This is a genomic window from Azospirillum thermophilum (assembly GCF_003130795.1).
Classification (GTDB): Bacteria; Pseudomonadota; Alphaproteobacteria; order Azospirillales; family Azospirillaceae; genus Azospirillum; species Azospirillum thermophilum.
In genome coordinates, this window is record NZ_CP029358.1 from 221071 (window position 1) to 242474 (window position 21404).

General features: G+C 69.2%; 25 protein-coding genes and 2 pseudogenes. 10 read left to right on the top strand and 17 right to left on the bottom strand.

Annotation, left to right across the window (positions count from 1 at the left end; genetic code table 11):
* The first annotated feature begins 192 nt into the window (after positions 1-192).
* Entirely contained in the window at positions 193-846 is a 654-nt protein-coding gene (locus tag DEW08_RS28775) for a LysE family translocator (RefSeq protein WP_109333865.1), read from the top strand.
* Here the strand turns inward: DEW08_RS28775 and DEW08_RS28780 are convergent.
* On the bottom strand, positions 827-1483 hold the full coding sequence (locus DEW08_RS28780; RefSeq protein ID WP_245987069.1) for a DedA family protein: 657 nt from the start codon (positions 1481-1483) through the stop codon (positions 827-829). The two genes, DEW08_RS28775 and DEW08_RS28780, sit on opposite strands and share 20 nt — an antisense overlap.
* A gap of 103 nt (positions 1484-1586) precedes the next feature.
* The gene (locus DEW08_RS28785; protein WP_109333867.1) at positions 1587-2192 is read right to left on the bottom strand and encodes a GNAT family N-acetyltransferase; all 606 of its coding nucleotides are present in this window, start codon (positions 2190-2192) and stop codon (positions 1587-1589) included.
* A gap of 286 nt (positions 2193-2478) precedes the next feature.
* Here DEW08_RS28785 and DEW08_RS28790 point away from each other — a divergent pair, with 286 nt between their 5' ends.
* On the top strand, positions 2479-2811 hold the full coding sequence (locus tag DEW08_RS28790) for a hypothetical protein (protein ID WP_109333869.1): 333 nt from the start codon (positions 2479-2481) through the stop codon (positions 2809-2811).
* A 4-nt stretch (positions 2812-2815) separates the two neighbouring features.
* Here the strand turns inward: DEW08_RS28790 and pssA are convergent, their stop codons facing one another.
* Positions 2816-3712: a CDP-diacylglycerol--serine O-phosphatidyltransferase gene (gene pssA, locus DEW08_RS28795; protein WP_109333871.1), complete on the bottom strand. Its 897-nt coding sequence runs from the start codon at positions 3710-3712 to the stop codon at positions 2816-2818.
* Positions 3709-4407 (bottom strand): phosphatidylserine decarboxylase, encoded by a 699-nt coding sequence (locus DEW08_RS28800; RefSeq protein ID WP_109333873.1) that lies wholly within the window; start codon positions 4405-4407, stop codon positions 3709-3711. Before DEW08_RS28800 ends, pssA begins: the two co-directional genes overlap by 4 nt.
* A gap of 126 nt (positions 4408-4533) precedes the next feature.
* Here DEW08_RS28800 and DEW08_RS28805 point away from each other — a divergent pair, with 126 nt between their 5' ends.
* Together DEW08_RS28805 and DEW08_RS28810 are read left to right on the top strand one after the other, a co-directional pair.
* The gene (locus DEW08_RS28805; RefSeq protein WP_109333875.1) at positions 4534-4992 is read left to right on the top strand and encodes a hypothetical protein; all 459 of its coding nucleotides are present in this window, start codon (positions 4534-4536) and stop codon (positions 4990-4992) included.
* A gap of 134 nt (positions 4993-5126) precedes the next feature.
* Complete coding sequence (locus tag DEW08_RS28810; RefSeq protein WP_168220549.1) at positions 5127-6170, top strand: GTPase; 1044 nt, start codon at positions 5127-5129, stop codon at positions 6168-6170.
* 60 nt (positions 6171-6230) lie between these two features.
* Here DEW08_RS28810 and DEW08_RS28815 read toward each other — a convergent pair whose 3' ends face one another.
* From DEW08_RS28815 to DEW08_RS28830, 4 genes and pseudogenes are all read right to left on the bottom strand, one after another.
* Entirely contained in the window at positions 6231-7307 is a 1077-nt protein-coding gene (locus DEW08_RS28815; protein WP_109333879.1) for a BMP family ABC transporter substrate-binding protein, read from the bottom strand.
* An 88-nt stretch (positions 7308-7395) separates the two neighbouring features.
* A complete protein-coding gene (locus DEW08_RS28820) occupies positions 7396-8328 on the bottom strand; it encodes an ABC transporter permease (RefSeq protein WP_109333881.1) in 933 nt (310 codons plus the stop codon).
* Positions 8325-9401, bottom strand: a complete 1077-nt coding sequence (locus DEW08_RS28825; protein ID WP_109333883.1) for an ABC transporter permease — start codon at positions 9399-9401, stop codon at positions 8325-8327. Before DEW08_RS28825 ends, DEW08_RS28820 begins: the two co-directional genes overlap by 4 nt.
* A pseudogene (locus DEW08_RS28830) lies at positions 9398-11016 on the bottom strand (ABC transporter ATP-binding protein). The gene DEW08_RS28825 and the pseudogene DEW08_RS28830 overlap by 4 nt, the downstream one beginning before the upstream one ends.
* 330 nt (positions 11017-11346) lie before the next feature.
* On the opposite strand from DEW08_RS28830, the gene DEW08_RS28835 reads away from it, so the two are divergent.
* From DEW08_RS28835 to DEW08_RS28850, 4 genes and pseudogenes are all read left to right on the top strand, one after another.
* Positions 11347-11622 carry a hypothetical protein gene (locus tag DEW08_RS28835; RefSeq protein WP_168220550.1) on the top strand — a complete coding sequence of 92 codons (276 nt, stop codon included), beginning with the start codon at positions 11347-11349 and terminating at the stop codon, positions 11620-11622.
* A pseudogene (locus tag DEW08_RS28840) lies at positions 11571-11735 on the top strand (GreA/GreB family elongation factor); the annotation flags it as partial. The gene DEW08_RS28835 and the pseudogene DEW08_RS28840, both read left to right, overlap by 52 nt.
* Positions 11736-11927: 192 nt before the next feature.
* The gene (gene ygfZ / locus DEW08_RS28845; protein WP_109334170.1) at positions 11928-12824 is read left to right on the top strand and encodes a CAF17-like 4Fe-4S cluster assembly/insertion protein YgfZ; all 897 of its coding nucleotides are present in this window, start codon (positions 11928-11930) and stop codon (positions 12822-12824) included.
* 130 nt (positions 12825-12954) lie between these two features.
* Positions 12955-13512, top strand: coding sequence for a PRC-barrel domain-containing protein (locus DEW08_RS28850; protein ID WP_109333889.1), 558 nt, complete (start codon positions 12955-12957; stop codon positions 13510-13512).
* Between the two features lie 104 nt (positions 13513-13616).
* Here the strand turns inward: DEW08_RS28850 and DEW08_RS28855 are convergent, their stop codons facing one another.
* Genes DEW08_RS28855 through crcB form a run of 4 tightly spaced genes read right to left on the bottom strand, consistent with a single transcriptional unit; the run spans position 13617 to position 16424 of the window.
* The gene (locus tag DEW08_RS28855) at positions 13617-14312 is read right to left on the bottom strand and encodes an ATP12 family chaperone protein (protein ID WP_109333891.1); all 696 of its coding nucleotides are present in this window, start codon (positions 14310-14312) and stop codon (positions 13617-13619) included.
* A gap of 3 nt (positions 14313-14315) precedes the next feature.
* Positions 14316-14990: an HAD-IA family hydrolase gene (locus DEW08_RS28860; RefSeq protein ID WP_109333893.1), complete on the bottom strand. Its 675-nt coding sequence runs from the start codon at positions 14988-14990 to the stop codon at positions 14316-14318.
* Positions 14991-14997: 7 nt separating this feature from the next.
* Positions 14998-16023, bottom strand: coding sequence for an RluA family pseudouridine synthase (locus DEW08_RS28865; protein ID WP_109333895.1), 1026 nt, complete (start codon positions 16021-16023; stop codon positions 14998-15000).
* The gene (gene crcB, locus DEW08_RS28870) at positions 16023-16424 is read right to left on the bottom strand and encodes a fluoride efflux transporter CrcB (RefSeq protein WP_109333897.1); all 402 of its coding nucleotides are present in this window, start codon (positions 16422-16424) and stop codon (positions 16023-16025) included. Before crcB ends, DEW08_RS28865 begins: the two co-directional genes overlap by 1 nt.
* 106 nt (positions 16425-16530) lie before the next feature.
* On the opposite strand from crcB, the gene DEW08_RS28875 reads away from it, so the two are divergent.
* On the top strand, positions 16531-17115 hold the full coding sequence (locus DEW08_RS28875; RefSeq protein WP_109333899.1) for a cysteine hydrolase family protein: 585 nt from the start codon (positions 16531-16533) through the stop codon (positions 17113-17115).
* Here the strand turns inward: DEW08_RS28875 and DEW08_RS28880 are convergent.
* From DEW08_RS28880 to DEW08_RS28890, 3 genes are read right to left on the bottom strand one after another with little or no spacing between them, the layout of a single operon-like run.
* Positions 17075-18004 (bottom strand): hypothetical protein, encoded by a 930-nt coding sequence (locus tag DEW08_RS28880; RefSeq protein ID WP_109333901.1) that lies wholly within the window; start codon positions 18002-18004, stop codon positions 17075-17077. The genes DEW08_RS28875 and DEW08_RS28880 overlap by 41 nt on opposite strands.
* On the bottom strand, positions 18001-19323 hold the full coding sequence (locus DEW08_RS28885) for a replication-associated recombination protein A (RefSeq protein WP_109333903.1): 1323 nt from the start codon (positions 19321-19323) through the stop codon (positions 18001-18003). Before DEW08_RS28885 ends, DEW08_RS28880 begins: the two co-directional genes overlap by 4 nt.
* Positions 19324-19332: 9 nt before the next feature.
* Positions 19333-19728, bottom strand: coding sequence for a hypothetical protein (locus DEW08_RS28890; RefSeq protein WP_109333905.1), 396 nt, complete (start codon positions 19726-19728; stop codon positions 19333-19335).
* A 168-nt stretch (positions 19729-19896) separates the two neighbouring features.
* Between DEW08_RS28890 and DEW08_RS28895 the strand changes: the two genes are divergently transcribed.
* Positions 19897-20160: a hypothetical protein gene (locus DEW08_RS28895; protein ID WP_109333907.1), complete on the top strand. Its 264-nt coding sequence runs from the start codon at positions 19897-19899 to the stop codon at positions 20158-20160.
* Positions 20161-20213: 53 nt separating this feature from the next.
* Here the strand turns inward: DEW08_RS28895 and DEW08_RS28900 are convergent, their stop codons facing one another.
* Together DEW08_RS28900 and rplQ are read right to left on the bottom strand one after the other, a co-directional pair.
* Entirely contained in the window at positions 20214-20792 is a 579-nt protein-coding gene (locus DEW08_RS28900; protein WP_109333909.1) for a YqaA family protein, read from the bottom strand.
* Positions 20793-20950: 158 nt separating this feature from the next.
* Positions 20951-21373, bottom strand: a complete 423-nt coding sequence (gene rplQ / locus DEW08_RS28905; protein WP_109333911.1) for a 50S ribosomal protein L17 — start codon at positions 21371-21373, stop codon at positions 20951-20953.
* Positions 21374-21404 lie beyond the last annotated feature (31 nt).

Below are 21404 nucleotides of genomic sequence, written 5' to 3' on the forward strand. Positions count from 1 at the left end.
GGGCCGGCAGCGATTCCGCCCCCCGGCGGTTGACGCCAGCAGTTGACGGATGCCGGGGGGACGGCTATCACCCGCCACCGTCGACCCTTCGCGCGCGGCACGTCCGCCCTGCCGCGCCGTCCGGCTGGACAGCCATCGCTTCCCGGCGCCGCGCCACGACCGGCGCTCCGCCATCCCGGAGGATCTCGTTCAGTGGAAGAGTTGATCGTGCTGGTGCAGGGCATCGTCCTCGGCTTCGCGATCGCGGCGCCGGTGGGACCGATCGGCCTGCTCTGCATCCGCCGCACGATCCAGCACGGTCCGCTGATGGGCTTCTTCACCGGCTTCGGGGCGGCGATCGCCGACACCATCTACGGTGCCATCGCCGCCTTCGGCGTCTCGACGGCGCTCAGCTTCCTGCGCGGGCACGAGACGGCCTTCCAGCTCGTCGGCGGCATCTTCCTGCTGGTGGTCGCCGTGCGCACCTTCCGCCAGCGGCCGGAGGACGAGGAGCGGGAGGTCGAGCCGGTGGTCGACAGCAAGACCTGGATCGGCGGCTTCATGACCGGCCTGTCGCTGACCCTGACCAACCCCGCCACCATCATGGCCTTCATCGCCATCTTCGCCGGATTCGGACTCGGCGGGACGCTCAGCCGGATCGAGGCCTCGACGCTCGTGCTCGGCGTCTTCCTCGGCGCGTCGCTCTGGTGGTTCACCCTGTCGATGGGCGTGGCGGCGGTCCGCCACCGCATCTCCGACCGCGGGCTGGTCATGCTGAACCACTGCACCGGCGTGGCGCTCGCCTGCTTCGGGCTGTGGGCGCTCGGCCTCGCCGTCACCGGCATGGTCAGCATGGCGATGGAGTGACCCGGCTCTTCGTCCCCGCCGCCTGCCGCATCTCGCGCAGGTTCCGCACGAGGCGGTAGAGATAGAGCCCGACCAGCACCACCAGAAGCCCGATGGTGAAGTAGCCGACCAGCCGGTGGGCGAAGGGCCAGGTGGACAGCATGTAGCCGGTCCAGGCCAGCACCAGCGTCCACAGGATCGATCCGAACCCGGAACACAGGCTGTAGACCAGGATCGGCATCCGGCAGGCCCCGGCCGGGATCGAGATCAGCGTCCGCACCCCCGGGACCGGCTGCGAGAACAGCACGGCCTTCCAGCCATGCCTGCCGAACCATTCCGTGCTCTGCCTGACCTTCTTCGGAGGGATGGTCAGCCAGGGCCCGTACGTCTTCAAGAAGGCCTCCAGCCGCTCGCGGCCCATCAGGCGACTCGGCAGGAACCAGACGAGCTGCCCGACCAGCGACCCCAGCCCGCCGGCCACCGCGATCCCGACCAGGCTGTATTCGCCGGTGGCCGCACCGATGCCCGCCAGCGGGATCACACTTTCCGCCGGGACCGGCGGCACGACCCGCGCCAGCACCAGCAGCAGGAAGATTCCCACATAATCGAGCTGATGCATCACCTGCACCAGCCAGTCCGTCAACCCGCCGCTCATCATCCACCATCCGAGACTGATCCCCGACTCGGGCAACACCGGCGGAGGGCCGGCTGTTCCTTGGCGGGCGGAGCGGGGCGCGGACCTGTGTCGGATGAGCGGCCGGCTATAGCCTCTTGACCAGCAGGACGCTGCCGCCGCGATGCGGCAGGCGGGGATGCCACGGCACGGCGGCCTGCCCGTGCTCCTCGAAGCCCTCGCGGCGGTAGAGTTCCCGCGCCGCCTCGTTGTCGGCCCAGACATGCAGCGACACCCGGTCGAAGCCGCCGCGCCGCGCCTTGGCGTAGAACCAGGCGAGCAGCCGCCCGGCGATGCCGGCCCGCCGGTACGCCGGATCGACGGCGAGCGCCGAGAGGAAGTAGCTCCCCCAGTCCTGCAAGGCCGCGAAGCTGGAGAGATGCTCCACCCGGTCGGGCGGCAGGCCGCTGTGGTCCTCGGTCTTCATCCAGTCCACGGGATAGCCGTGGGCGATGCCGACCACCCGGCCGTTCAGCTCGGCGACGCCGCTCAGCCGGTAGGACAGTGAGCCGGCCGTCCCGGCGAGGCCGGGGATCAGCATGTGCTCGGCCGGGAGGCCCGGCACGATGCCGTCCAGCAGGAACTCGTACACCCCGCCCCCGGCCAGCAGGAGCAGCCGGGCCAGATCGGGGGCGTCCTCGGCCTCGGCCGGCCGGATGATCAGGTCCGGCATGACGGCGCTGCTGTCGCTCATGGTCGCGCTTCCTTCCCTTCCGTCCTCCGGCGGGGCCGTCCCGGCAGGATCGGTCCCGGGCCGGATCGGTCCCGTCGTCTGCTGTTGACCGCGGAGGCCGTTCGCCGGTACGCTCGACGGCATGGTTGGACATCGGTTTGCCAGCATTCTGCGAATTAGCGGCCCGGTTCTCCTTTGAGAGCCGGGGAATTTCGCTCGTCCAGACTGTCAAACCATATGAAGGCGCCGATTTGCCATGTCCACCTCGACCATGCCCCCCGCTGCCGCCCCCACTGCATCCACCCTCATGGCATCCTCAGGGACCGTCACGCTGGCTCCGCCGGCCGCTGAGACGCGCCCGACCGATCCCGGGCGCCGCGTCGACTTCTGCGTCCTGGCCGATGCCGATCCCGGCACCCTGCCCCGCGTCCTGGAACTGGTCGCCAAGCGCGGCCTCGTCCCGCTCACCCTCACCAGCCGGCTGGCCGACGGGATGCTGGCCATCGAGATGGAGGTGCAGGGCATGGTCCGCGCCGAGTCGGAGCATATCGGCAACTGCCTGCGCCAGATCCCGATGGTGGCGGAGGTGCTGGTGCGCGAGCGCAGCACCTCCGTCCCCCTGCCGGTCGCGGCCGAATGATCCGTCAATGCGGGCCGGCGGCCGGCTTGCCGGCCTCCGCAGCGGCCTTCGCAGCCTCCGCCTCGGGCTCGGCGATCGGCTCCTGCATGATCTGGGCGGCGCGCTGAAGCTTGCGGAACTGCGCGACCGAGAAGGGCAGGCTGGCCAGATAGGCGATGCCGACCCCCGACAGGGTCCACCAGGGCTGGCTGACCAGCAAGGCGGCGAGCAGGCCGACTCCGGCCAGGGCCGGCACCACCAGATGGGCCGGCACCCGCATCCCCTTGAAGGAGAAGGTCGGCAGCGTGCTGACCATCAGGACGCCGGTCATCAGGGTCCAGGGAACGGTGATGATCGGGTGGCCGGCCAGCGACGGCCCGGCCTCGAACCCGACGATCATCGGCAGCAGCACCAGCCCGGCCCCGGCCGGCGCCGGGACGCCGGTGAAGTAGTTGAAGGCCCAGGGCGGCAGGTCGACGATGCCGAGGCGCGAGTTGAAGCGGGCGAGCCGCAGGGCGCAGCACACGGCATAGGCCATCGCCGCGATCCAGCCCAGGCTGCCGGCGTTGTTCAGGCCCCACAGATACATCATGACGGCCGGCGCCACGCCGAAGCTGATCACGTCGGACAGGCTGTCCAGCTCGGCGCCGAACTTGCTCTGCCCGTTCAGCAGCCGGGCGATGCGGCCGTCCAGCGCGTCGAGGATGGCGGCGATGACGATGGCGATGACCGCCGGTTCCCAGCGGTCCTGCATGGCGAAGCGGATCGCCGTCAGGCCGGAGCACAGCGCCAGGACGGTCAGGACGTTCGGCAGCAGGTGGTTGATCGACAACCCCTTCAGCCGGGGATGCGGACGCCGGCTGCGGCGCGGCGCACCGGCCGGCCGGAACATCGGCTTGCGGAAGACCGGCGGCCGGTTCATCGGCGCACGTCCCCTTGTCGTTGCGGCTCTGTGCCGGCGAGGTCGGCGAGGATCGTCTCGCCGCCGATGGCGGTCTGCCCGACGCAGACCAGCGGCGCCACGCCGTCCGGCAGATAGACGTCGGTGCGGCTGCCGAAGCGGATCAGGCCGAATCGCTCGCCCGCCCTGACCTCCTGCCCGGCCTTCACCCACCACAGGATGCGGCGGGCGACCAGCCCGGCGATCTGCACATAGGCGATCTCGCGCCCGTCGGGCAGCCGGTGGCGGAAGGACATGCGCTCGTTCGTCTCGCTCGCCTTGTCCAGCGCCGCGTTCAGGAAGGTGCCGGGATGGTACTCCGCCGCCACGATGGTGCCGTCCACCGGCACGCGGTTGACGTGCACGTTGAAGACGTTCAGGAAGATGCTGATGCGGGTCAGCGGCTTGTCGCCCATGCCCAGCTCCGGCGGCGGCACGGCCGGGACGATCATGGTGACGCGCCCGTCGGCCGGGCTGACCATCAGGCCGGGCCGGGTCGGGGTCACGCGGTCGGGGTCGCGGAAGAAGTACGCGCACCAGGCGGTCAGCACGAGGCCGATCCACCCCAGCGGCGCCCACACCGCCAGACCCAGGATCAGGGACACCACCGCGAACGCGGCGATGAAAGGCCAGCCGGCACGATGGATCGGAACGACGACGGTATCGATGGCGGACATCGCCTGGGTTTCACTCTTCCAGTCTCGAAAGGAGGGCGCATTCTAGACGCGCGCCTGCGCCCTTTACAGAATTTTAGCGGGCATGCCTGATGCTCGGGCATTGCCTTGAGGAAATGAGCGAAACCCGTGTCCGTTCCCGATCTGCAGACGATCCAGTCGCTGGCCGAGGTGCCTGACGGCGCCCTCCCGATCTCCTCCGAGTCGATCTTCATGACTCCGGAAGGCGTGCTGGGGATCGCCAAGCCGCCGCGCCCGTGCAAGCTGACCTACTTCGCCGACGGGCTGCCCTTCAACGTGGCGGTGCGGCACGAGGGCGACGGCTCCGTCTGCCAGATCTTCGCCGACGTGGGCCATGTCCCCTACACCGCCCAGGCGCCGGAGAAGCGGCGCAACGTGCTGGCCATCCTGCGCGGGATCGAGGGGCTGAAGCATGTCCGCTTCATCGTCCAGGGCGGCCACAAGATCCTGCTGTTCTCCGAGGTCCGGCTGGACCATCAGGCGGCGCCCGAGGACCTGTTCCACCAGACCATCCTGGCGATCCAGGAGGCCCGCCCCTTCCTGCGGCTGCTGGGGGAGTATCTGTAGACGAACATCAACGGGTGGAGTGCAGCCTTTATGCGGCATTCTGTCACCAAATATCGACCAGAAGGCTGTTTAAGAGCTCCGGTGGCGGTTGGTAGCATGAGTGCAGCTATCAACCCATGCGCTGGAGGAGTGGAATGCCGCTGCACGATGAAGTAGAGAGAATTCGCGGAGAACTATATAAAGACGACAGATTGAGGGTCTCCGTTGCGCTTTTTGGGCAACCTGGGGCCGGCAAATCATCCCTAATCAACAAAATGATTGGACAGAAGCTTGCCGCCGTTGGCGTCGAGACGGACAAGACCGTATCCGCTGGCGAATATGAATCAAAAGGTATTACATTCGTTGATCTTCCTGGTTACGGAACGAAAAAGTTTCCGAAGGAAGGATACTTCGAGGAATTTGACATTCCGAGTAGAGATTTATTTTTATGCGTGACCAGCGGAAAGCTCCTTCAAAGTGATGCGGAGCTTTTCTCGGAACTGATAAAATTTGGGAAAATATGTATATTTGTATCGAATAAGTATGACGAATTGTGGGAGGACGACATTCCACTATCAGAGCTTAAACAGCGTCGCCGCGATGACATTGTAAAACACGTTGGTCATCAAGTGCCTGTCGTTTTTACGAGCTGCCGGACGAATGAAGGTCTAGACGACCTTCAGAACCTTATTGCCCAAAATCTTCACGAGGCAAAGCGAGAGAGATGGCTACGCAGTGCAAAGGCGTATTCTCAGGTGTTTCTTGAAGAGAAGAAAAACGCTTGTGAACGAAAAGTGCAGATCGCTGCTGCGGTTTCTGCTGCCAACGGGTTAAACCCCATCCCAGGAACCGATGTAGCTGTCGACATAAGTACATTAGTGGTGCTTTTTCGCGAGATAAGAGAATCTTATGGTCTTGCTGACGAACTAGTTGTTGAATTGAAGCAGCAATCAGTGCCCTTGATCGCACAGCTTGCCGGGAAGGCTGCACAATATGCAGCCAAAGAAGGAATCTTAATGCTTCTCAAATCAGTCGCAACTCGTGAGGTGGTAAAGACGACGGTTAGATTCGTTCCTGTTGTGGGTCAACTAATTGCCGCATCAATTGGTTTCGGGATAACATATAGTGCAGGCATGTCGTATTTAAAAGATTGCCATGATCTGGCAACGGAGGTTTTGAATAAAAGACTATCATATTGATTAAATATTGAAAAAAGGGCCGGGGAGTTCCCGGCCCTTTCTTGAATCAAGATTAGGCGCTTACTTCGGAACCTTGCCCTGCACGCCCTCGACGTACCAGTCCATCTTCAGGATCTGCTCGTCGGTGGCGGTCTTGCCTTCCGGAATCACGACCTTGCCGGCCTGGTCCTTCACCGGGCCCTGGAAGGCGTGGCGCTTGCCGGAGACGATGTCGGCCTTGATCTGGTCGGCCAGCGTCACGACGTCGGCCGGGATCGCCGGGTTGTAGGGCGCGAGCTCGACCATGCCGGTGCCGATGCCGCCCCAGGTGTCGACCGGCTTCCAGCTCCCGTCGAGCACCGCCTTGACGCGGTTGACGTAATAGCCGTTCCAGTCCTCGATGATCGCGGTCAGGTGCGACTTCGGCCCGAAGCGGGTCATGTCCGACGACTGGCCGACCGACCACAGCCCGCGCTCCTGCGCGGTCTGGATCGGGGCCGGGCTGTCGGTGTGCTGGACGATGACGTCGGCGCCCTGGTCGATCAGGGCCTTGGCCGCCTCGGCCTCCTTGCCGGGATCGTACCAGCTGTTGACCCACACGACGCGGACCTCGGCCTTCGGGTTCTGCTCGCGCAGGGCCAGCGTGAAGGCGTTGATGCCGCCCACCACCTCCGGGATCGGGTAGGACCCGACATAGCCGATGATGTTCGACTTGGTCATCTTGCCGGCGATGGCGCCGACCACCGTGCGCGCCTCGTAGAAGCGGCCGGAGTAGGTCGCGACATTGGCGGCGCGCTTGTAGCCCGTCGCGTGCTCGAACTTCACGTCGGGATAGCGCTGCGCCACCTTCAGCGTCGGGTTCATGAAGCCGAAGGAGGTGGTGAAGATCAGCTTGTGGCCGGAGGCGGCGAGCTGCTCGATCACGCGCTCGGCGTCGGCGCCTTCCGGCACGTTCTCGACATAGGTGGTGGTCACCTTGTCGCCCAGCGCCTTCTCCACGGCCAGACGGCCCTGGTCGTGCTGGTAGCTGTAACCGTGATCGCTGACCGGGCCGACATAGACGAAGCCGACCTTCAGCTTGTCCTGGGCGAGCGCCGCGCCGGCACCGACGGACAGCGCCACGGCGGCCCCGGCGAGCCCCAGCAGGGTCTTCCCCATCGTCCTTCTGTTCACGTGAAAGCTCCTCGTCTGTGTGAGTGGTTTGTTCGTGTTGTCGACGCAGGGAGTCGGCGGCGCCTGCCCCGGCTCAGGCATCGGGATGGAAGACCTTGCCCAGGCAGGCCGGCGCGTTCAAACGGATGCGGGCGACGTCCCGCGAGATCGCCACCAGGACCACGACGGTAGCCAGATAGGGCAGCATCGACAAGAGCTGCGACGGGATCGCGATGCCCATGCCCTGGACGTGGAGCTGCGCGATGGTCACCCCGCCGAACAGCCAGGCGCCCAGCAGCACCCGCCCCGGCTTCCAGGTGGCGAAGACCACCAGCGCCAGCGCGATCCAGCCGCGCCCCGACGTCATGCTCTCCGCCCACATCGGCGTGTAGTCCAGCGACAGGTACGCCCCGGCCAGCCCGCTCATCGCACCGCCGAACATCACCGCCAGGAAGCGGATGCGCACGACCTTGTAGCCCAGCGCATGCGCGGCGGCATGGTTCTCCCCCACTGCCCGCAGCACGAGGCCGGAGCGGGTGCGGTAGAGGTACAGATGGACCAGCGGCACCATCAGCAGCGCCAGATAGACCACCGCGTCCTGCCCGAACAGCGCCTCGCCGATCACCGGGATGTCGGTCAGGCCGGGGATGTGCAGTTCCGGCACGTCGGCGATGGGGGTGCCGACATAAGGCTGCCCGATCAGCGACGACAGCCCGATGCCGAACAGGGTCAGCGCCAGCCCGGTCGCCACTTGGTTGGCGAGCAGCAGCAGGGTCAGCACGCCGAACAGCGCGCCCATCGCGGCCCCCGCCACCGCGGCGGCGGCGAAGCCGGCGGTGGAGCTGCCGGTCTTCACCGTGATGGCGAAGCCGCAGACCGCCCCGACCAGCATCATGCCCTCGACCCCGAGGTTGAGGACCCCCGACTTCTCGACCACCAGCTCGCCCAGCGCCGCGAACAGCAGCGGCGTCGCCGCGGTGAACATGGCCGCCAGGATGGGGCCGAGCAGCAGAAGCTCGTTGCTCATGCCACGGCCCTCCGGCCGCCGATGCGGATGCGGTAGCGGATCAGCACGTCGGTCGCCAGCAGGAAGAACAGCAGCATCCCCTGGAACACCCCGGTGATCGCCTTGGGCAGGCCGAGCGCGATCTGCGCCTGCTCGCCGCCGATGAAGGACAGTGCCATCAGCAGCGCCGCCAGCAGGATCCCCACCGGATGCAGCCGGCCGAGGAAGGCGACGATGATGGCGGTGAAGCCGTAGCCGGGCGAGATGCTGGCGGTGATCTGGCCGATCGGCCCCGCCACCTCGCCCAGCCCGGCGATGCCCGCCAGCCCGCCCGACAGCAGGAAGGTCATCCAGATGATCCGCTTCTGGTCGAAACCGGCATAGCCGGCCGCCGCCGGGGTCAGGCCGATCACCTTGATCTGGAAGCCGATGAAGGTCCGCGCGATCAGCACCCAGCCGCCCGCCACCGCCAGCAGGGCGAACAGCGCGCCGAGATGCACGCGTGTCCCGGCAACGAGATTCGGCAGCATGGCGTAGGGCTCGAACAGCCGCGATTCCGGGAAGGCGAAGCCCTCGGGATCGCGGTAGGGGCCGTGCACCAGATAGTTCAGCAGCAGCAGCGCCACGTAGGTCAGCATCAGGCTGGTCAGGATCTCGCTGGCGTTGAAGCGGATGCGCAGCCAGGCGGGGATCGCCGCCCAGGCCATGCCGCCGGCCGCCCCGGCCACCACCATCAGCGGCAGCACCCACCAGCCGCCGTCGCCGTAGAAGGCGAGCGCCAGCCCGCCGCCGGCGACCGCCCCCATGGTGAGCTGCCCTTCCGCCCCGATGTTCCAGACATTGGCGCGGAAGCCGATGGCGAGCCCGATGGCGCACAGCACCAGCGGCGTGGCCTTCACCACCAGCTCGCCCAGCCCGCGCGCCGTCGACAGCGGCGCGATGAAGAAGGCGTTCAGCGCCTTCACCGGGTCGAACCCCATCGCCCAGAACAGCAGGAAGCCGCTGGCGAGCGTCAGCGCCACCGCCAGCAGCGGCGTAAGATAGACCATGGCCCGGGAAGCCTGGCCACGCGGTTCGAGACGCAGCAGGCTCATGCCGCCCCTCCGGCGCCGGCGCCGAAACACTCACATCGCACGGGCGATCCCCCATCCTCGTCCGGCGGCGTGCCGAACAGGCCGCCCATCAGCAGGCCGATCTGCTCCACGCTCGTCTCATGGGTCGGGCGGCTCGGCGACAGGCGGCCGTGGAACAGCACCGAGATGCGGTCCGACAGCACGAACAGCTCGTCCAGGTCCTGGCTGATGACCAGCACCGCGGCGCCCTCGCGCGCCAGCCCGATCAGCGCCTTGTGGATCGCCGCGGCGGCGCCGGCGTCGACCCCCAGGTCGGCTGGCCGACCACCAGAAGCCGCGGCTTCTGCAGGATCTCGCGCCCGATGATGAATTTCTGCAGGTTGCCGCCCGACAGCGAGCGCGCCTCCGCCCGGTGCCCGTGGGTGACCACGTTGAACAGGCGGATGATCGTCTCGGCATAGCTGCGCGCCCGGCCGAAATGCACCAGCCCGCCGCGCACCAGCGATTCGCGGGCGTAGCCCGACAGCAGCGCGTTCTCCGACAGGCTGAGCTCCGGCACGGCGCCGCGGCCCAGCCGCTCCTCCGGCACGAAGGCGAGGCCGAGGCCACGCCGCTCCCGCGGCCCGAGATGACCGGCCGGCCGTCCCTCGATCTGCACGGCGTTGGGGTCGGGGACCAGCATCTCGCCGCTCAGCGCCGCCATCAGCTCCGCCTGGCCGTTGCCGGCGACGCCGGCGATGCCCAGGATCTCGCCCGCCCGCACCTCGAAGGTCACTTCCTTCAGGTTGGTGGCGAACGGGTTGTCGGAGGTGGTGGACAGGTTGCGCACCTGCAGCCGCGCCGCCCCCGCCGCAGCCTGCGGCAGCCGTTCGGGCGACGACAGCTCGGTGCCGATCATCATCTCGGCGAGGCTGCGCGCCGTTTCCTGCCGCGGGTCGCAGGCGCCGACCACCCGGCCGCCGCGCAGGACGGTGGCGCGGTCGCACAGCGCGCGGATCTCCTCCAGCTTGTGCGAGATGTAGAGGATGGTGCAGCCCTCCGCCGCCAGCCGCCGCAGCGTCTCGAACAGGCGCGTCGCCTCCTGCGGGGTCAGGACGGAGGTCGGCTCGTCCATGATCAGCAGCTTGGGGTCCTGCAGCAGGCAGCGCACGATCTCCACCCGCTGCCGCTCGCCGACCGACAGGTGGTAGACGTGGCGCTGCGGGTCGAGCGACAGCCCGTAGCGTTCCGACACCATGCTGATCCGCTGCGCCAGCGCATCCATCGGGCCGGGATTGTCGAGGCCGAGCGCGATGTTCTCCGCCACCGTCAGCGTGTCGAACAGCGAGAAGTGCTGGAACACCATGCCGATGCCGAGCTGCCGGGCGCCGGCAGGGCTGGGCACCGCGGTCTCCCGCCCCTCCCACAGCAGGCTGCCGGAATCGGCATGCAGCACGCCGTAGATCATCTTGACGAGCGTGGACTTCCCGGCCCCGTTCTCGCCGAGCAGCGCATGGATCTCGCCGGGCCGGAGGACGAGGTCGACATGGTCGTTCGCCAGGCAGCCGGGAAAGCGCTTGGTGATGCCGCGCAGCTCGAGCCTGGGCGCTCCTGGGGGCGCTCCGGGGGTGTTCCGGGAGGCCGTCCGGCGGGCGATGCTGGGGAGGGCGGAGGTGCGGACGTCAAGTGTGGCGTATCCGAAGGGCGGCTTGACCGATGGGCGGGTGATCGACAGGCGGGTGGACGGTGACCGGAAAATCGCTCTCCGAAGGAGGTGCGCGGGATCCGGCTTTGCCAGCGCCGTGCCACCTTTTAGCACACTAGCGCGTCTTGGGCGTCGCCCGTCAACCCCTGCGGAAAACCGCCCGGTCTTCAGGCGGTTGCACAGTGGTTGGGCAATGATTGACAAGCAGCCCGGATCCCCTCTCTGCTAGGGGTGGGCCGTCCCGTCCGGGCGGCCGTTGTCTTGTGAACGGAGACCATGACCATGAACCGCAAATCGCTGCTGGGCGACCCGCCGCCGATCCGCATCACCCCGCGCGACCTCGGCCTTCTCGACAGCATCCTGTCCCAGCTCAGCCGCCCCTCGCCGGTCGTCGACTTCCTGCAGCGCGAACTCGACCGCGCCAGCGTCGAGGATGCGGCCCCGGCTCCTTCGTCGCCCTCGGCACCCGCGTCACCTTCGACGACGACCGTGGCAGCCGCCATACCGCCACCCTTCTCGCCCCCGGCGAGATGCGGCCGGACGGCATCTCCATCCTGACCCCCGTCGGCGCCGCGCTGCTCGGCCTGTCGGAGGGGCAGTCCATCGCCTACACCACCCTCGACGGCCGCACCAAGTCGGTGCGGGTCCTGCGGCTCCATCCGGCCGGCTGATCGTCCGGCGGCCCGGAAGGGCCGGGAGTCCGGCGCGTCCGCTGCTGACCGGACGCGCCGCTCCGCCATCGCCTCGTGTCCCGCCGCTCGGCGGAGCGGTTGCCATCACCCTTGCCTCGCCCGGCCCCGTCGCCCAACTATCGGGGCTGGACGGTATGACGGCGGGATCTGCCGCGGGAGAGGATCATGGAGATGGCTGGAGCAAGCTATGCGGTGCTGGCGGACCGCGCGGTGATCGCGGTGGCCGGCGAGGACCGCGCGGCGTTCCTGCAGGGGCTGGTGTCGGCCGACGTCCGCCCGGTCGGGCCGGGACGGGCCGCCTATTCGCTGTTCCTGACCCCGCAGGGAAAGTTCCTGCATGATTTCACGCTGGCCGAACTGGACGGCGCCCTGCTGCTCGACCCCGAGGCGGAGCGGCGGGCCGACCTGCTGAAGCGGCTGAAGCTGTACAAGCTGCGCTCCAAGGTGACGCTGGAGGACCGTGCCGACCGTCTGGCCGTGGTCGCGCTGTTCGGCGCCGGGGCGCTCGACCGGCTCGGGCTGCCGGCCGGAGCCGGCGCGGCGGTGCCGTTCGGCGGCGGGATCGCCTTCACCGACCCGCGCCTGCCGGAGCTCGGCGCCCGCGCCTTCCTCCCCGCCGCCGGGCTGGCCGGCGCCCTGGAGGCCGCGGGCCTCACCGCAGCCGGTCCGGAGGCCTACGACCGGCTGCGCCTGTCGCTCGGCGTGCCGGACGGCAGCCGCGACATGGTGCCGGAGAAGGCCATCGCGCTGGAGAACCGGCTCGACGGGCTGAACGCCATCTCCTGGGACAAGGGCTGCTACATGGGGCAGGAGCTGACCGCCCGCACCCGCTACCGCGGGCTGGTCAAGAAGAAGCTGTTCCCCGTCACGGTCAGCGGCCCCCTGCCGGAGCCGGGCACGCCGGTGACGCTGGAGGGCAAGGAGGTGGGCGAGGTGCGCAGCGGCCGCGACTCCGCGGCGCTCGCCCTGCTGCGGCTGGAGGAGACGGCCGCGGCGGTTGCCGGCGGCCTGCCCCTGCAGGCGGGCTCCGCCACCCTGGTCGCCCGCCTGCCGGCCTGGGAGGCGTGACCGCGCGGGAACGGCGGGGGTTTCCTGCCGCGCGAAGGCCCGCGCGTTAAATCGCCGTAATGACGTGACGGGTCCGGCGCTTCCCTGTTGTCAGGATTGCCAATGGCATTGACGACAAAGGGAGCCAACGATGCGACGCACTTTCATTGCCACCACGGCGGCCCTCGCCCTTTTCTCCGGCGCCGCGATCGCCCAGACCTCGAACCCGGCCACGAACAGCCCCACGTCGAGCGACGGATCGGGCTCGACCTCTCTGACCGCGCCGATGCCCGACACCGACGCCAACAAGGGCACGACCGCGACCGGCACCGCGACCACCGGCAACGGCGGCGTCACCTCGACGGGCGGCGGCCTGACCGGCGGGCAGATGGCGAGCGCCGACGAGCTTCTCGGCAAGAACGTCTACGGCCGCGACAACGAGAAGATCGGCGAGGTGGAGGACGTGATCCTCGACCAGAGCGGCCAGGCCAAGCAGCTCGTCCTGTCCTCGGGCGGCTTCCTCGGCATCGGCGACAAGAAGGTCGCCATCGACTACAACGCCGCGAACTGGGACAAGTCGCAGGACCGCATCACCCTGTCGGGGATGAGCCGTGACGACATCCGCAACATGCCGGAGTTCCAGTACGACGACAGCATGACCTCGCTGAACCGCAACCAGCGCGACCAGCAGGGTTCGACCGCCAAGTAACGGCAGGTGGTCGACGGCAGGCGGTCGACGGCAGTCAGCCAAGGGCCGTGGCCTCCCTCTCCGGCCTCCCTCTCCGCCCGGAGGGGGAGGCCCGCCGTCCATCCCTATCCCCGCAGCAGATCGGCGAAGCGCCGGCAGGAGTCGATCTCGGCGCGCAGGCCGGCGCGGCGCCTGGCGGCCTCCGGATCCTCGCCCCACTGCTCGATCTGGTAATTCTCGTCGAGCTGCGAGACCTCGAAGGCCTCGACGGCCGACAGCCGCCCGTCCAGCAGGGCGAGCGCCACCACCAGCGAGCCGCAGGCCCCGGTGGCCGTCTGCAGGGCCGACAGCATCCAGTCGTCGTGCGAATCGACGGCACTGCGCAGGGCGCGCAGCGCCTCGGGGGGCTGCGGCCTGGGCATCAGCCCGGCGCAGACCTGCAGCGGCGCGTCGAAGCGCAGGGTCGCCCAGTCGAGCAGCGGCTGCCAGGCGCGGTGCTGCCGCTCCACCAGCTCCTGCGGATGCTCCGCGCGATAGCACAGCAGGTCGGTCTCGGCATAGGCGGAGACCGCCGCCACGATGTCCGGCCGCTTGGCCGGGATCAGGTCGACCGCCGTGCTCGAAAGCTGCATCAGCGGCATGGAGTTGGCGTCGATCTGCTCGCCCTGGGCCTCCCACTCCCCGGCCACCCCGCCGGCGAGCGCCGCGCTGGAGAAGACCAGCGGAGCCTTGGCGGGGCTGCGGATCGGGCGGTTGTCCAGGCGGACCTCGAACCCGCCCGCCGCGGGCTCCACCGACACGGTCTTGTAGAAACGCTTCATTCCTCAGCCTTCCAGCAGGTCCAGGACCGCCGTCGCGACGTCCCGTCCGCGATGCACGATGCGGTCGGCGCCGGCCGCCTCCAGGTCCGCCACCGGATGGTAGCCCCAGGACACGCCCACCGACGCCACCCGCGCGTTGCGGGCCATCAGAATGTCGTAGGTCGTGTCGCCGATCACAACCGTCCGCGCGCCGTCCACCCCGGTTTCCCCGAGCGCCCGCTGCACCATGTGCGGGTGCGGCTTGCCCGGGCAGGCGTCGCTGGTCTGCAGCGTGACGAAGCGGCCGGTCAGCCCGTGCCCCTTCAGCACGGCATCCAGGCCGCGGCGCGACTTGCCGGTGGCGATGCCCAGCAGCACGCCGGCGTCCTCCAGCGCCGTCAGCGTGTCGAGGATGCCGGGGAACAGCGGCTCGTCCACCTCGCCGCGGGCGCGGCTGGCGGCGAAGGCCTGCTTGTAGCTCTCCGCCACCGCCTCGTGGGTCCCGCGGTCGAGCGCCGGCAGCAGCAGCGCCACCGCCTCCACCAGCGGCAGACCGACCATGCGGCGGACCTCCAGCGGGTCGGGCTCGCCCAGCCCGTGCTCCGCCCAGGCGGCGGTCATCGCGTCGATGATGGAGAACTGGCTGTCCACCAGGGTCCCGTCGCAGTCGAACAGGGCCAGTCGCAAGGGGGCCGTCATGGTCGGGTCACTCCACCCCTTCGAAGGGGTCGCCGCGCAGGTTGGGGCTGAAGCCGAAATACTTCCAGGTCGCCTGCATGTGGTCGGGCAGCGGGGCCGTCACGTCGATGGTCCGCCCGCCGCGCGGATGCGGCAGGATCAGCCGCCGGGCGTGCAGGTGCAGCTTCTTCGGCACCTCCGCCCCGGCGACCGAGGCGTTCTGCCCGGCATATTTGCCGTCGCCCAGGATCGGCGTGCCGATGGCGTTCATATGCACGCGAAGCTGATGGGTGCGGCCGGTGCGCGGCCACATGGCAACGAAGGCCGCCTGCTTGCCGACATTCTCCAGCACCGAGAAGTAGGTGACGGCCTTCTTGCCCTCCTTCTCGTCGATCACGACGCGCTCGCCGCCGCCGGTCTCCTTGGACAGCGGCAGGTCGACCTTGCCCTGGAAGGGCTTCGGCACGCCGACCGTGGCGGCCCAGTAGATCTTGCGCACGTCGCGGCCGCGGAACTGCTCGGTCAGCTTGGTCGCGGCGAAGCTGTTGCGCGCCAGCAGCAGGACGCCCGAGGTGTCCTTGTCCAGCCGGTGGACCAGCTTCGGACGCTCCGGCGAATCGAAGCGCAGTGCGTCGAGCATGGCGTCGAGATGCCTGGAGGTCCCGGTGCCGCCCTGCACGGCAAGACCCGCCGGCTTGTTCAGCGCGATGACGTCGGCGTCCTTGTAGAGCACCAGCGCCCGCAGCTCCTCGGCCTCCTTGTCCGAGATCGCCGGCTTGGGCTTGGCCGTGACCGGCGACGCCACCGGGGCGGCCCAGGCGGCGAGCGGCGGGATGCGGACCGCCTGTCCGGCGGCCAGCCGGGTCGAGGTCTCCGCCCGTTTGCCGTCCACCCGCACCTGTCCCGTGCGCAGGAGCTTCTGCAGGTAGCTGTGGTTCACGTCCGGGAAATGGCGCTTGAACCAGCGGTCGAGCCGCATCTCCGCCTCGTCGGCGGTGACGGTGCGCAGCTCCACGGCGGGCTTGTCGGAAACGGGCTTGGGAGAATCGGACATCAGAGGGACACCGGAACAAAGGACCGCACGACCGCGAGGCCGGCGAAGAAACCGACGACGGTCAGCACCAGCGAGGCCAGCACATAGCCGGCCGCGGCGGCCAGCTCGTTGCGCCCCACCAGCGCCCCGACGTCGAGCGTGAAGGAGGAGAAGGTCGTGAATCCCCCCAGCACCCCGACCATCAGCAGCGCCCGCAGCTCCGGCGAGGGCGACCAGACCAGCGCCGCCAGCTCCGCCAGCACGCCCATGGCGAAGCAGCCGAGCGCGTTCACGGCCAGGGTGCCGTAGGGGAACTGGGTGCCGAGCCACTGGCCGACCGCCGTCATCAGAAGATAGCGCGCGACCGACCCGGCGGCACCGCCGGCGGCGACCGCGGCGAGCATTGCGGGGGATGGGAGCACGGGGCCTCCGAAGCGGGGTTGCGGGGAATCGGGGTTGCCGGCGGATTAGAGCCAGAAAGCGCGGCGCTTGTCACGCGACGGACGCGCAGGGCATGGTATCGTGGCCATGACGACCCATCCCACCCTCCCCCACAATGCCGCCCTGATGATCGTGGACCTGCAGAAGGCCCTCGACGATCCGCGCTGGGCGGCCGATGGCCCGCGGAACAACCCGCAGGCCGAATCCAACACCGCCGCCCTGCTGGCGGCCTGGCGCCGCACCGGCCGTCCGGTGATCCATGTGCGCCACGATTCGCTGGAGCCGGGCTCGACCTACGACCCGGCCTCCGCCGGCCACGCCTTCAAGCCGGAGGTGCTGCCCCTGCCCGGCGAGCGCGTGGTGTCCAAGACCACCAACAGCGCCTTCATCGGCACCGATCTCGATGTCTGGCTGCGCGAGCAGGGCATCTGGGTGCTGGTGATCGCCGGCGCCATCACCAACAACAGCGTCGAGGCGACGGCGCGCATGGCCGGCAACCTCGGCTTCGACACCCGGCTCGTCGCCGACGCCACCTTCACCTTCGCCCGGCGCGACTGGTCCGGCCGCCTGCGCAGCGCCGGGGAGGTCCACGACCTGTCGCTCGCCAACCTGTCGGGCGAATACGCGACGATCACCGACACCGCGGCGGTGCTGGCGCTGCTGGGGGAGTGAGCCCCGCCAGCCCGGCTCCGCCCACCCCGAAGATCCACCCCTCGATGCGGCGGGCGGGCGGGTCGAGGCCCGGCGGCTCCCAGGCCTCCGCCAGGCTGGCCAGCCGGCGCAGGCCGGCGGCGGAGACCAGGGCGTCGGCATCGTGGTCGCTGACCACGCCCACCATCCCCAGCGGGCAGGAGCCGAGCGCGGCCAGTGCCGCGTCGAGCTCCGCGCCATCGCGGATCTTCCTCTGGCCGAAGCCGGTCTGCTTCAGGAACAGGCGCGGATAGATCTCGCAGAACAGCGTCCGGCCGGGCGCGGGATCCTCGAAGGGCCAGACCGCCACCCGTTCCGGCTCGGCCCGGCGCAGGGCGTGCAGCATCCGCATGCCGGCCAGCCCGCCCTTCCCCACCTGCCTGGAGCCGATCAGCTTGTAGGGGCTCTGCGGGCTGCCCAGCCCGTCGGCCCGGCAGGCCATCTCGGCCCGGCGGTGCGGATCGCGGTACCAGTCCGGCTGCAGGCCGCTGCGCCAGAAATCGCCGCCATAGTCGGGATGCTCGACGAAGGGGCCGCCGCCGAAATCGGGCTCGCCGGCCGCGACGCGGTCGATCAGCTCCCAGAGGTCGAAGACGGTCGCCCGCGCGGGATCGGCGAAATAGCGCCGGGACACGGCGAAGGGCAGCGAGAAGGCGCAGTCGATGCCGACCAGCGCCGGCCCGCGGTCCAGCGAGCGGCGCAGCCAGTCGAACACCGCGCTGCGCGACCACCAGCCGCCCGGCCCCGCGACCAGCCGCGGCGCCGCGGCGCCGGCGTCGCACTCCGCCACCGCGATGCCGGCATAGCGCCGGCCGCGGGCGCCCGACCAGTCGATGGCGACGACGCGGCCGACCTGCGGCGGCGCCGTCACCCCTCCTCCGTCCTGCGGTCCCGCAGCTTCGCCCAATAATCCAGCCGCTTGCGGATCTCGCGCTCGAATCCGCGCTCCACCGGCTGGTAGAACTCGCGGCGCTCCATGCCGTCGGGGAAGTAGTTCTGGCCCGAGAAGCCCTCGGCCGTGTCGTGGTCGTACTCGTAGCCCTTGCCGTAGCCGATCTGCTTCATCAGCTTGGTCGGGGCGTTCAGGATATGCTTGGGCGGCATCAGCGAGCCCGTTTCCTTCGCGGCACGCACCGCCGCCTTGTAGGCGGAATAGCCGGCGTTCGACTTGGGCGCGGTGCCGAGATAGATGACGAGCTGCGCGATCGCCAGCTCCCCTTCCGGGCTGCCCAGCCGCTCATAGGCCTCCCAGGCGGCGATGGCCTGGGTCAGGGCGTTGGGGTCGGCCAGCCCGATGTCCTCCACCGCGAAGCGGGTCAGGCGGCGGGCGATGTAGCGCGGGTCCTCGCCGCCCGACAGCATGCGGGCGTACCAGTAGAGCGCCGCATCGGTGTCGGAGCCGCGCAGCGACTTGTGCAGCGCGCTGATGAGGTTGTAGTGCCCCTCCTGCGCCTTGTCGTAGAGCGGCGCCCGGCGCTGGATGGTGGTGGCGAGGCCGTTGTTGTCGAGCAGGGTGCCCTCGGGCAGGGCGAACAGCTCCTCGCACAGGTTCAGGCAGAAGCGGCCGTCGCCGTCCGCCATCGCCTTCAGCGCGGCGCGGGCGTCGGCGTCCACCGGCAGCGGGCGGCCCGTCTCCGCCTCGGCGCGCTGCAGCAGCCGCTCCAGCGCCGCGTCGTCCAGGCGGTTCAGCACGAAGACCTGGGCACGGGACAGCAGCGCGGCGTTCAGCTCGAAGGACGGATTCTCCGTCGTGGCGCCGACCAGCGTGACCGTCCCGTCCTCGACATAGGGCAGGAAGCCGTCCTGCTGGGAGCGGTTGAAGCGATGGATCTCGTCGATGAACAGCAGCGTGCCCTGGCCGGCGGCGCGGCGGGCGCGGGCGGCGTCGAACACCTTGCGCAGGTCGGCGACGCCGGAAAAGACGGCCGACAGCGGCTCGAAATGCAGGTCGGTGGTCTGGGCGAGCAGCCGGGCGATCGTCGTCTTGCCGCAGCCCGGCGGCCCCCACAGGATCATCGAGGCGAGGCGGCGGGCCGCCACCATGCGGCCGACCGGCCCGTCGGGCTTCAGCAGATGCTCCTGCCCGACCACCTCGTCCAGCGTGCGCGGGCGCAGCCGGTCGGCCAGCGGGCGCGGTGCTGCCGATTCGAACAGCCCGCCCCCGTCGCCCGACCCGCTTCGCCTCGCCATGGCCGGGACTCAGCGCGCCGTGTTGCAGCGCTGGTAGCAGCGGCGCAGCTCGTCGCCGCAATTGTCCATCGGGGTGAAGGGACCGGCGCGGTCCGGCCGCTCGACGCCGCTCTGCGTGCGGGCGGCGACCGAATCCATGCACATGTTGTGGCTGCGCTCGCACTGCGTCCGGCAGGAGCCGACGCCGGTCATCTCGTTGTCGAGCCGCAGCGACTGGTCGTCCGTCCGCGTGGAGGCGCCGGGGGCGGGGGTGGTCCGCGGGGCGCTCTGGGCCGGGGCGGACTGCGTCACCGCCGGGGCGCTGCCGCTGCTGCGCTGCGGAGCCCGTTCGGCACAGGCGCTCAGCGCCATCACGGCGATGGCCAGGACGGCGGGCACGGTGAGGGTGCGGAAGGGGCGGAACATCTCGGCTGGAGCTCCCATTGTTCTTGGTACCGGAGTGCTGGTACGGGGTCGGTGCGAGGTCGGTCTGATCGTCGGGCGCATCCGGGCCGGCACGACGCCACGCCGCTGGACCACCGACCGGTCAGGCCCCACTATGCCGGTAACCTGTGTGAGAAGGGAATGACCCAAATGAGCCGAGAGACCGGAGACCGCCGTCCGGGACGGGGAAAGCCCGTCCTGCTGTTCGCAGCCCTGCTGATCGCCGGGCTCGCCATGCTGGGCATGCGCGTCCTGGCCCGGCCGGACGTCGGACTCGGGGATATGATCCTGCCCTTCCTGGGCGGGCTGCTGATCGCCGGCGCCATCGCGATGATCGTGCGGCGCGACCGGCGGGACCGCGAGTCGCTGCCGCCCTCGGTCCGCGACCGCCAGGATCACGGCACGCCGAACTGACGGGCGGCCGGGCAAACGGCCCTGGCTGCGCGCTCAGCCAGGGCCGGGCCCGATCAGACGAACTTGAAGCTGAGCAGGCCGCCGACCACGATGACCACCAGGATCGTGGTGACCAGCATCAGGCGCCGCTCGATGATCTGCTGGACCTGCGGCCCGTAGAAGTGCAGCAGGATCGCGATCATGTAGAACCGCGAGAAGCGCGCGACGATCGAGCAGAGGATGAAGACCGTCAGGTCGAGATGCGCGAAGCCGGCGGTGATCGTCAGCAGCTTGTAGGGAATCGGCGTGACGCCCTTCAGGATCAGGAACCAGGGGCCGAACTCGGCGAACATCTCCTGGAACCGCAGGAAGGAATCCTGGGCGTTGTAGAAGTCGATGATCAGGCGCCCGACGCTCTCGAACAGGTAGAAGCCGACGGCATAGCCGAACAGCCCGCCGATCAGCGAGGCGATGGCGCAGACGTTGGTGTAGAACCACAGCTTCTTCGGCTGTGACAGGCACATCGGCACCAGCATCACGTCCGGCGGAAGCGGGAAGAAGGAGCTCTCCGCGAAGGAGACGGCGGACATCCACCACACGGCGTCCTTGCGGGCGGCCGCCTGCTGGATTCGATTGTAAAGGGATCGCAACATTCCGTCAGCCGGATAAGGGAAACCCTTCCACCGGAGACAGGCCCGGTGGAAGGGTCGGTCGGGTTGGCCGATCACCTATATCGGACGCCGCCCCGCGAAGCACAACCATTTGAGTGCCCAGCAAAGCGGCGGCCGACCCGGTCACCGTGAGGCGACCGTTACTCCTCGCCCGCGGCCTCTTCGGAGACCAGCACCGGGCCCGAATCCTGGCCCTTGGCCTCCACGTCGCGGTCGACCAGCTCGATCACCGCCATGTCGGCGGCGTCGCCGTAGCGGAAGCCGGCCTTCAGGACGCGGGTGTAGCCGCCCTGGCGGTCCTTGTAGCGGTCGGCCAGAACGGTGAACAGCTTGTCGACCATCGCGTTGTCGCGCAGCTGGGCGAAGGCCAGGCGGCGGTTGGCGAGGCCACCCTTCTTGCCGAGGGTGATGAGCTTGTCCGCGATCGGGCGCAGCTCCTTGGCCTTCGGCAGGGTGGTCTTGATCTGCTCGTGCTTGATCAGCGCGTTCGCCATGTTGGCGAACATCGCCTTGCGGTGGCTGCTGGTCTTGCTGAGCTTACGTCCGGAAACGCCGTGACGCATGGCGGTCCTCCTTCATGGCTTGGCCCCCCTC

Coding starts and splice junctions, on each gene's coding strand:
- DEW08_RS28780 (WP_245987069.1), bottom strand. CDS start 1,483: ATGATGAGCGGCGGGTTGACGGACTGGCTGGTGCAGGTGATGCATCAG.
- DEW08_RS28785 (WP_109333867.1), bottom strand. CDS start 2,192: ATGAGCGACAGCAGCGCCGTCATGCCGGACCTGATCATCCGGCCGGCC.
- DEW08_RS28790 (WP_109333869.1), top strand. CDS start 2,479: ATGGCATCCTCAGGGACCGTCACGCTGGCTCCGCCGGCCGCTGAGACG.
- pssA (WP_109333871.1), bottom strand. CDS start 3,712: ATGAACCGGCCGCCGGTCTTCCGCAAGCCGATGTTCCGGCCGGCCGGT.
- DEW08_RS28800 (WP_109333873.1), bottom strand. CDS start 4,407: ATGTCCGCCATCGATACCGTCGTCGTTCCGATCCATCGTGCCGGCTGG.
- DEW08_RS28810 (WP_168220549.1), top strand. CDS start 5,127: ATGCCGCTGCACGATGAAGTAGAGAGAATTCGCGGAGAACTATATAAA.
- DEW08_RS28815 (WP_109333879.1), bottom strand. CDS start 7,307: ATGGGGAAGACCCTGCTGGGGCTCGCCGGGGCCGCCGTGGCGCTGTCC.
- DEW08_RS28820 (WP_109333881.1), bottom strand. CDS start 8,328: ATGAGCAACGAGCTTCTGCTGCTCGGCCCCATCCTGGCGGCCATGTTC.
- DEW08_RS28825 (WP_109333883.1), bottom strand. CDS start 9,401: ATGAGCCTGCTGCGTCTCGAACCGCGTGGCCAGGCTTCCCGGGCCATG.
- DEW08_RS28835 (WP_168220550.1), top strand. CDS start 11,347: ATGAACCGCAAATCGCTGCTGGGCGACCCGCCGCCGATCCGCATCACC.
- ygfZ (WP_109334170.1), top strand. CDS start 11,928: ATGGCTGGAGCAAGCTATGCGGTGCTGGCGGACCGCGCGGTGATCGCG.
- DEW08_RS28850 (WP_109333889.1), top strand. CDS start 12,955: ATGCGACGCACTTTCATTGCCACCACGGCGGCCCTCGCCCTTTTCTCC.
- DEW08_RS28855 (WP_109333891.1), bottom strand. CDS start 14,312: ATGAAGCGTTTCTACAAGACCGTGTCGGTGGAGCCCGCGGCGGGCGGG.
- DEW08_RS28860 (WP_109333893.1), bottom strand. CDS start 14,990: ATGACGGCCCCCTTGCGACTGGCCCTGTTCGACTGCGACGGGACCCTG.
- DEW08_RS28865 (WP_109333895.1), bottom strand. CDS start 16,023: ATGTCCGATTCTCCCAAGCCCGTTTCCGACAAGCCCGCCGTGGAGCTG.
- DEW08_RS28875 (WP_109333899.1), top strand. CDS start 16,531: ATGACGACCCATCCCACCCTCCCCCACAATGCCGCCCTGATGATCGTG.
- DEW08_RS28885 (WP_109333903.1), bottom strand. CDS start 19,323: ATGGCGAGGCGAAGCGGGTCGGGCGACGGGGGCGGGCTGTTCGAATCG.
- DEW08_RS28890 (WP_109333905.1), bottom strand. CDS start 19,728: ATGTTCCGCCCCTTCCGCACCCTCACCGTGCCCGCCGTCCTGGCCATC.
- DEW08_RS28895 (WP_109333907.1), top strand. CDS start 19,897: ATGAGCCGAGAGACCGGAGACCGCCGTCCGGGACGGGGAAAGCCCGTC.
- DEW08_RS28900 (WP_109333909.1), bottom strand. CDS start 20,792: ATGTTGCGATCCCTTTACAATCGAATCCAGCAGGCGGCCGCCCGCAAG.
- rplQ (WP_109333911.1), bottom strand. CDS start 21,373: ATGCGTCACGGCGTTTCCGGACGTAAGCTCAGCAAGACCAGCAGCCAC.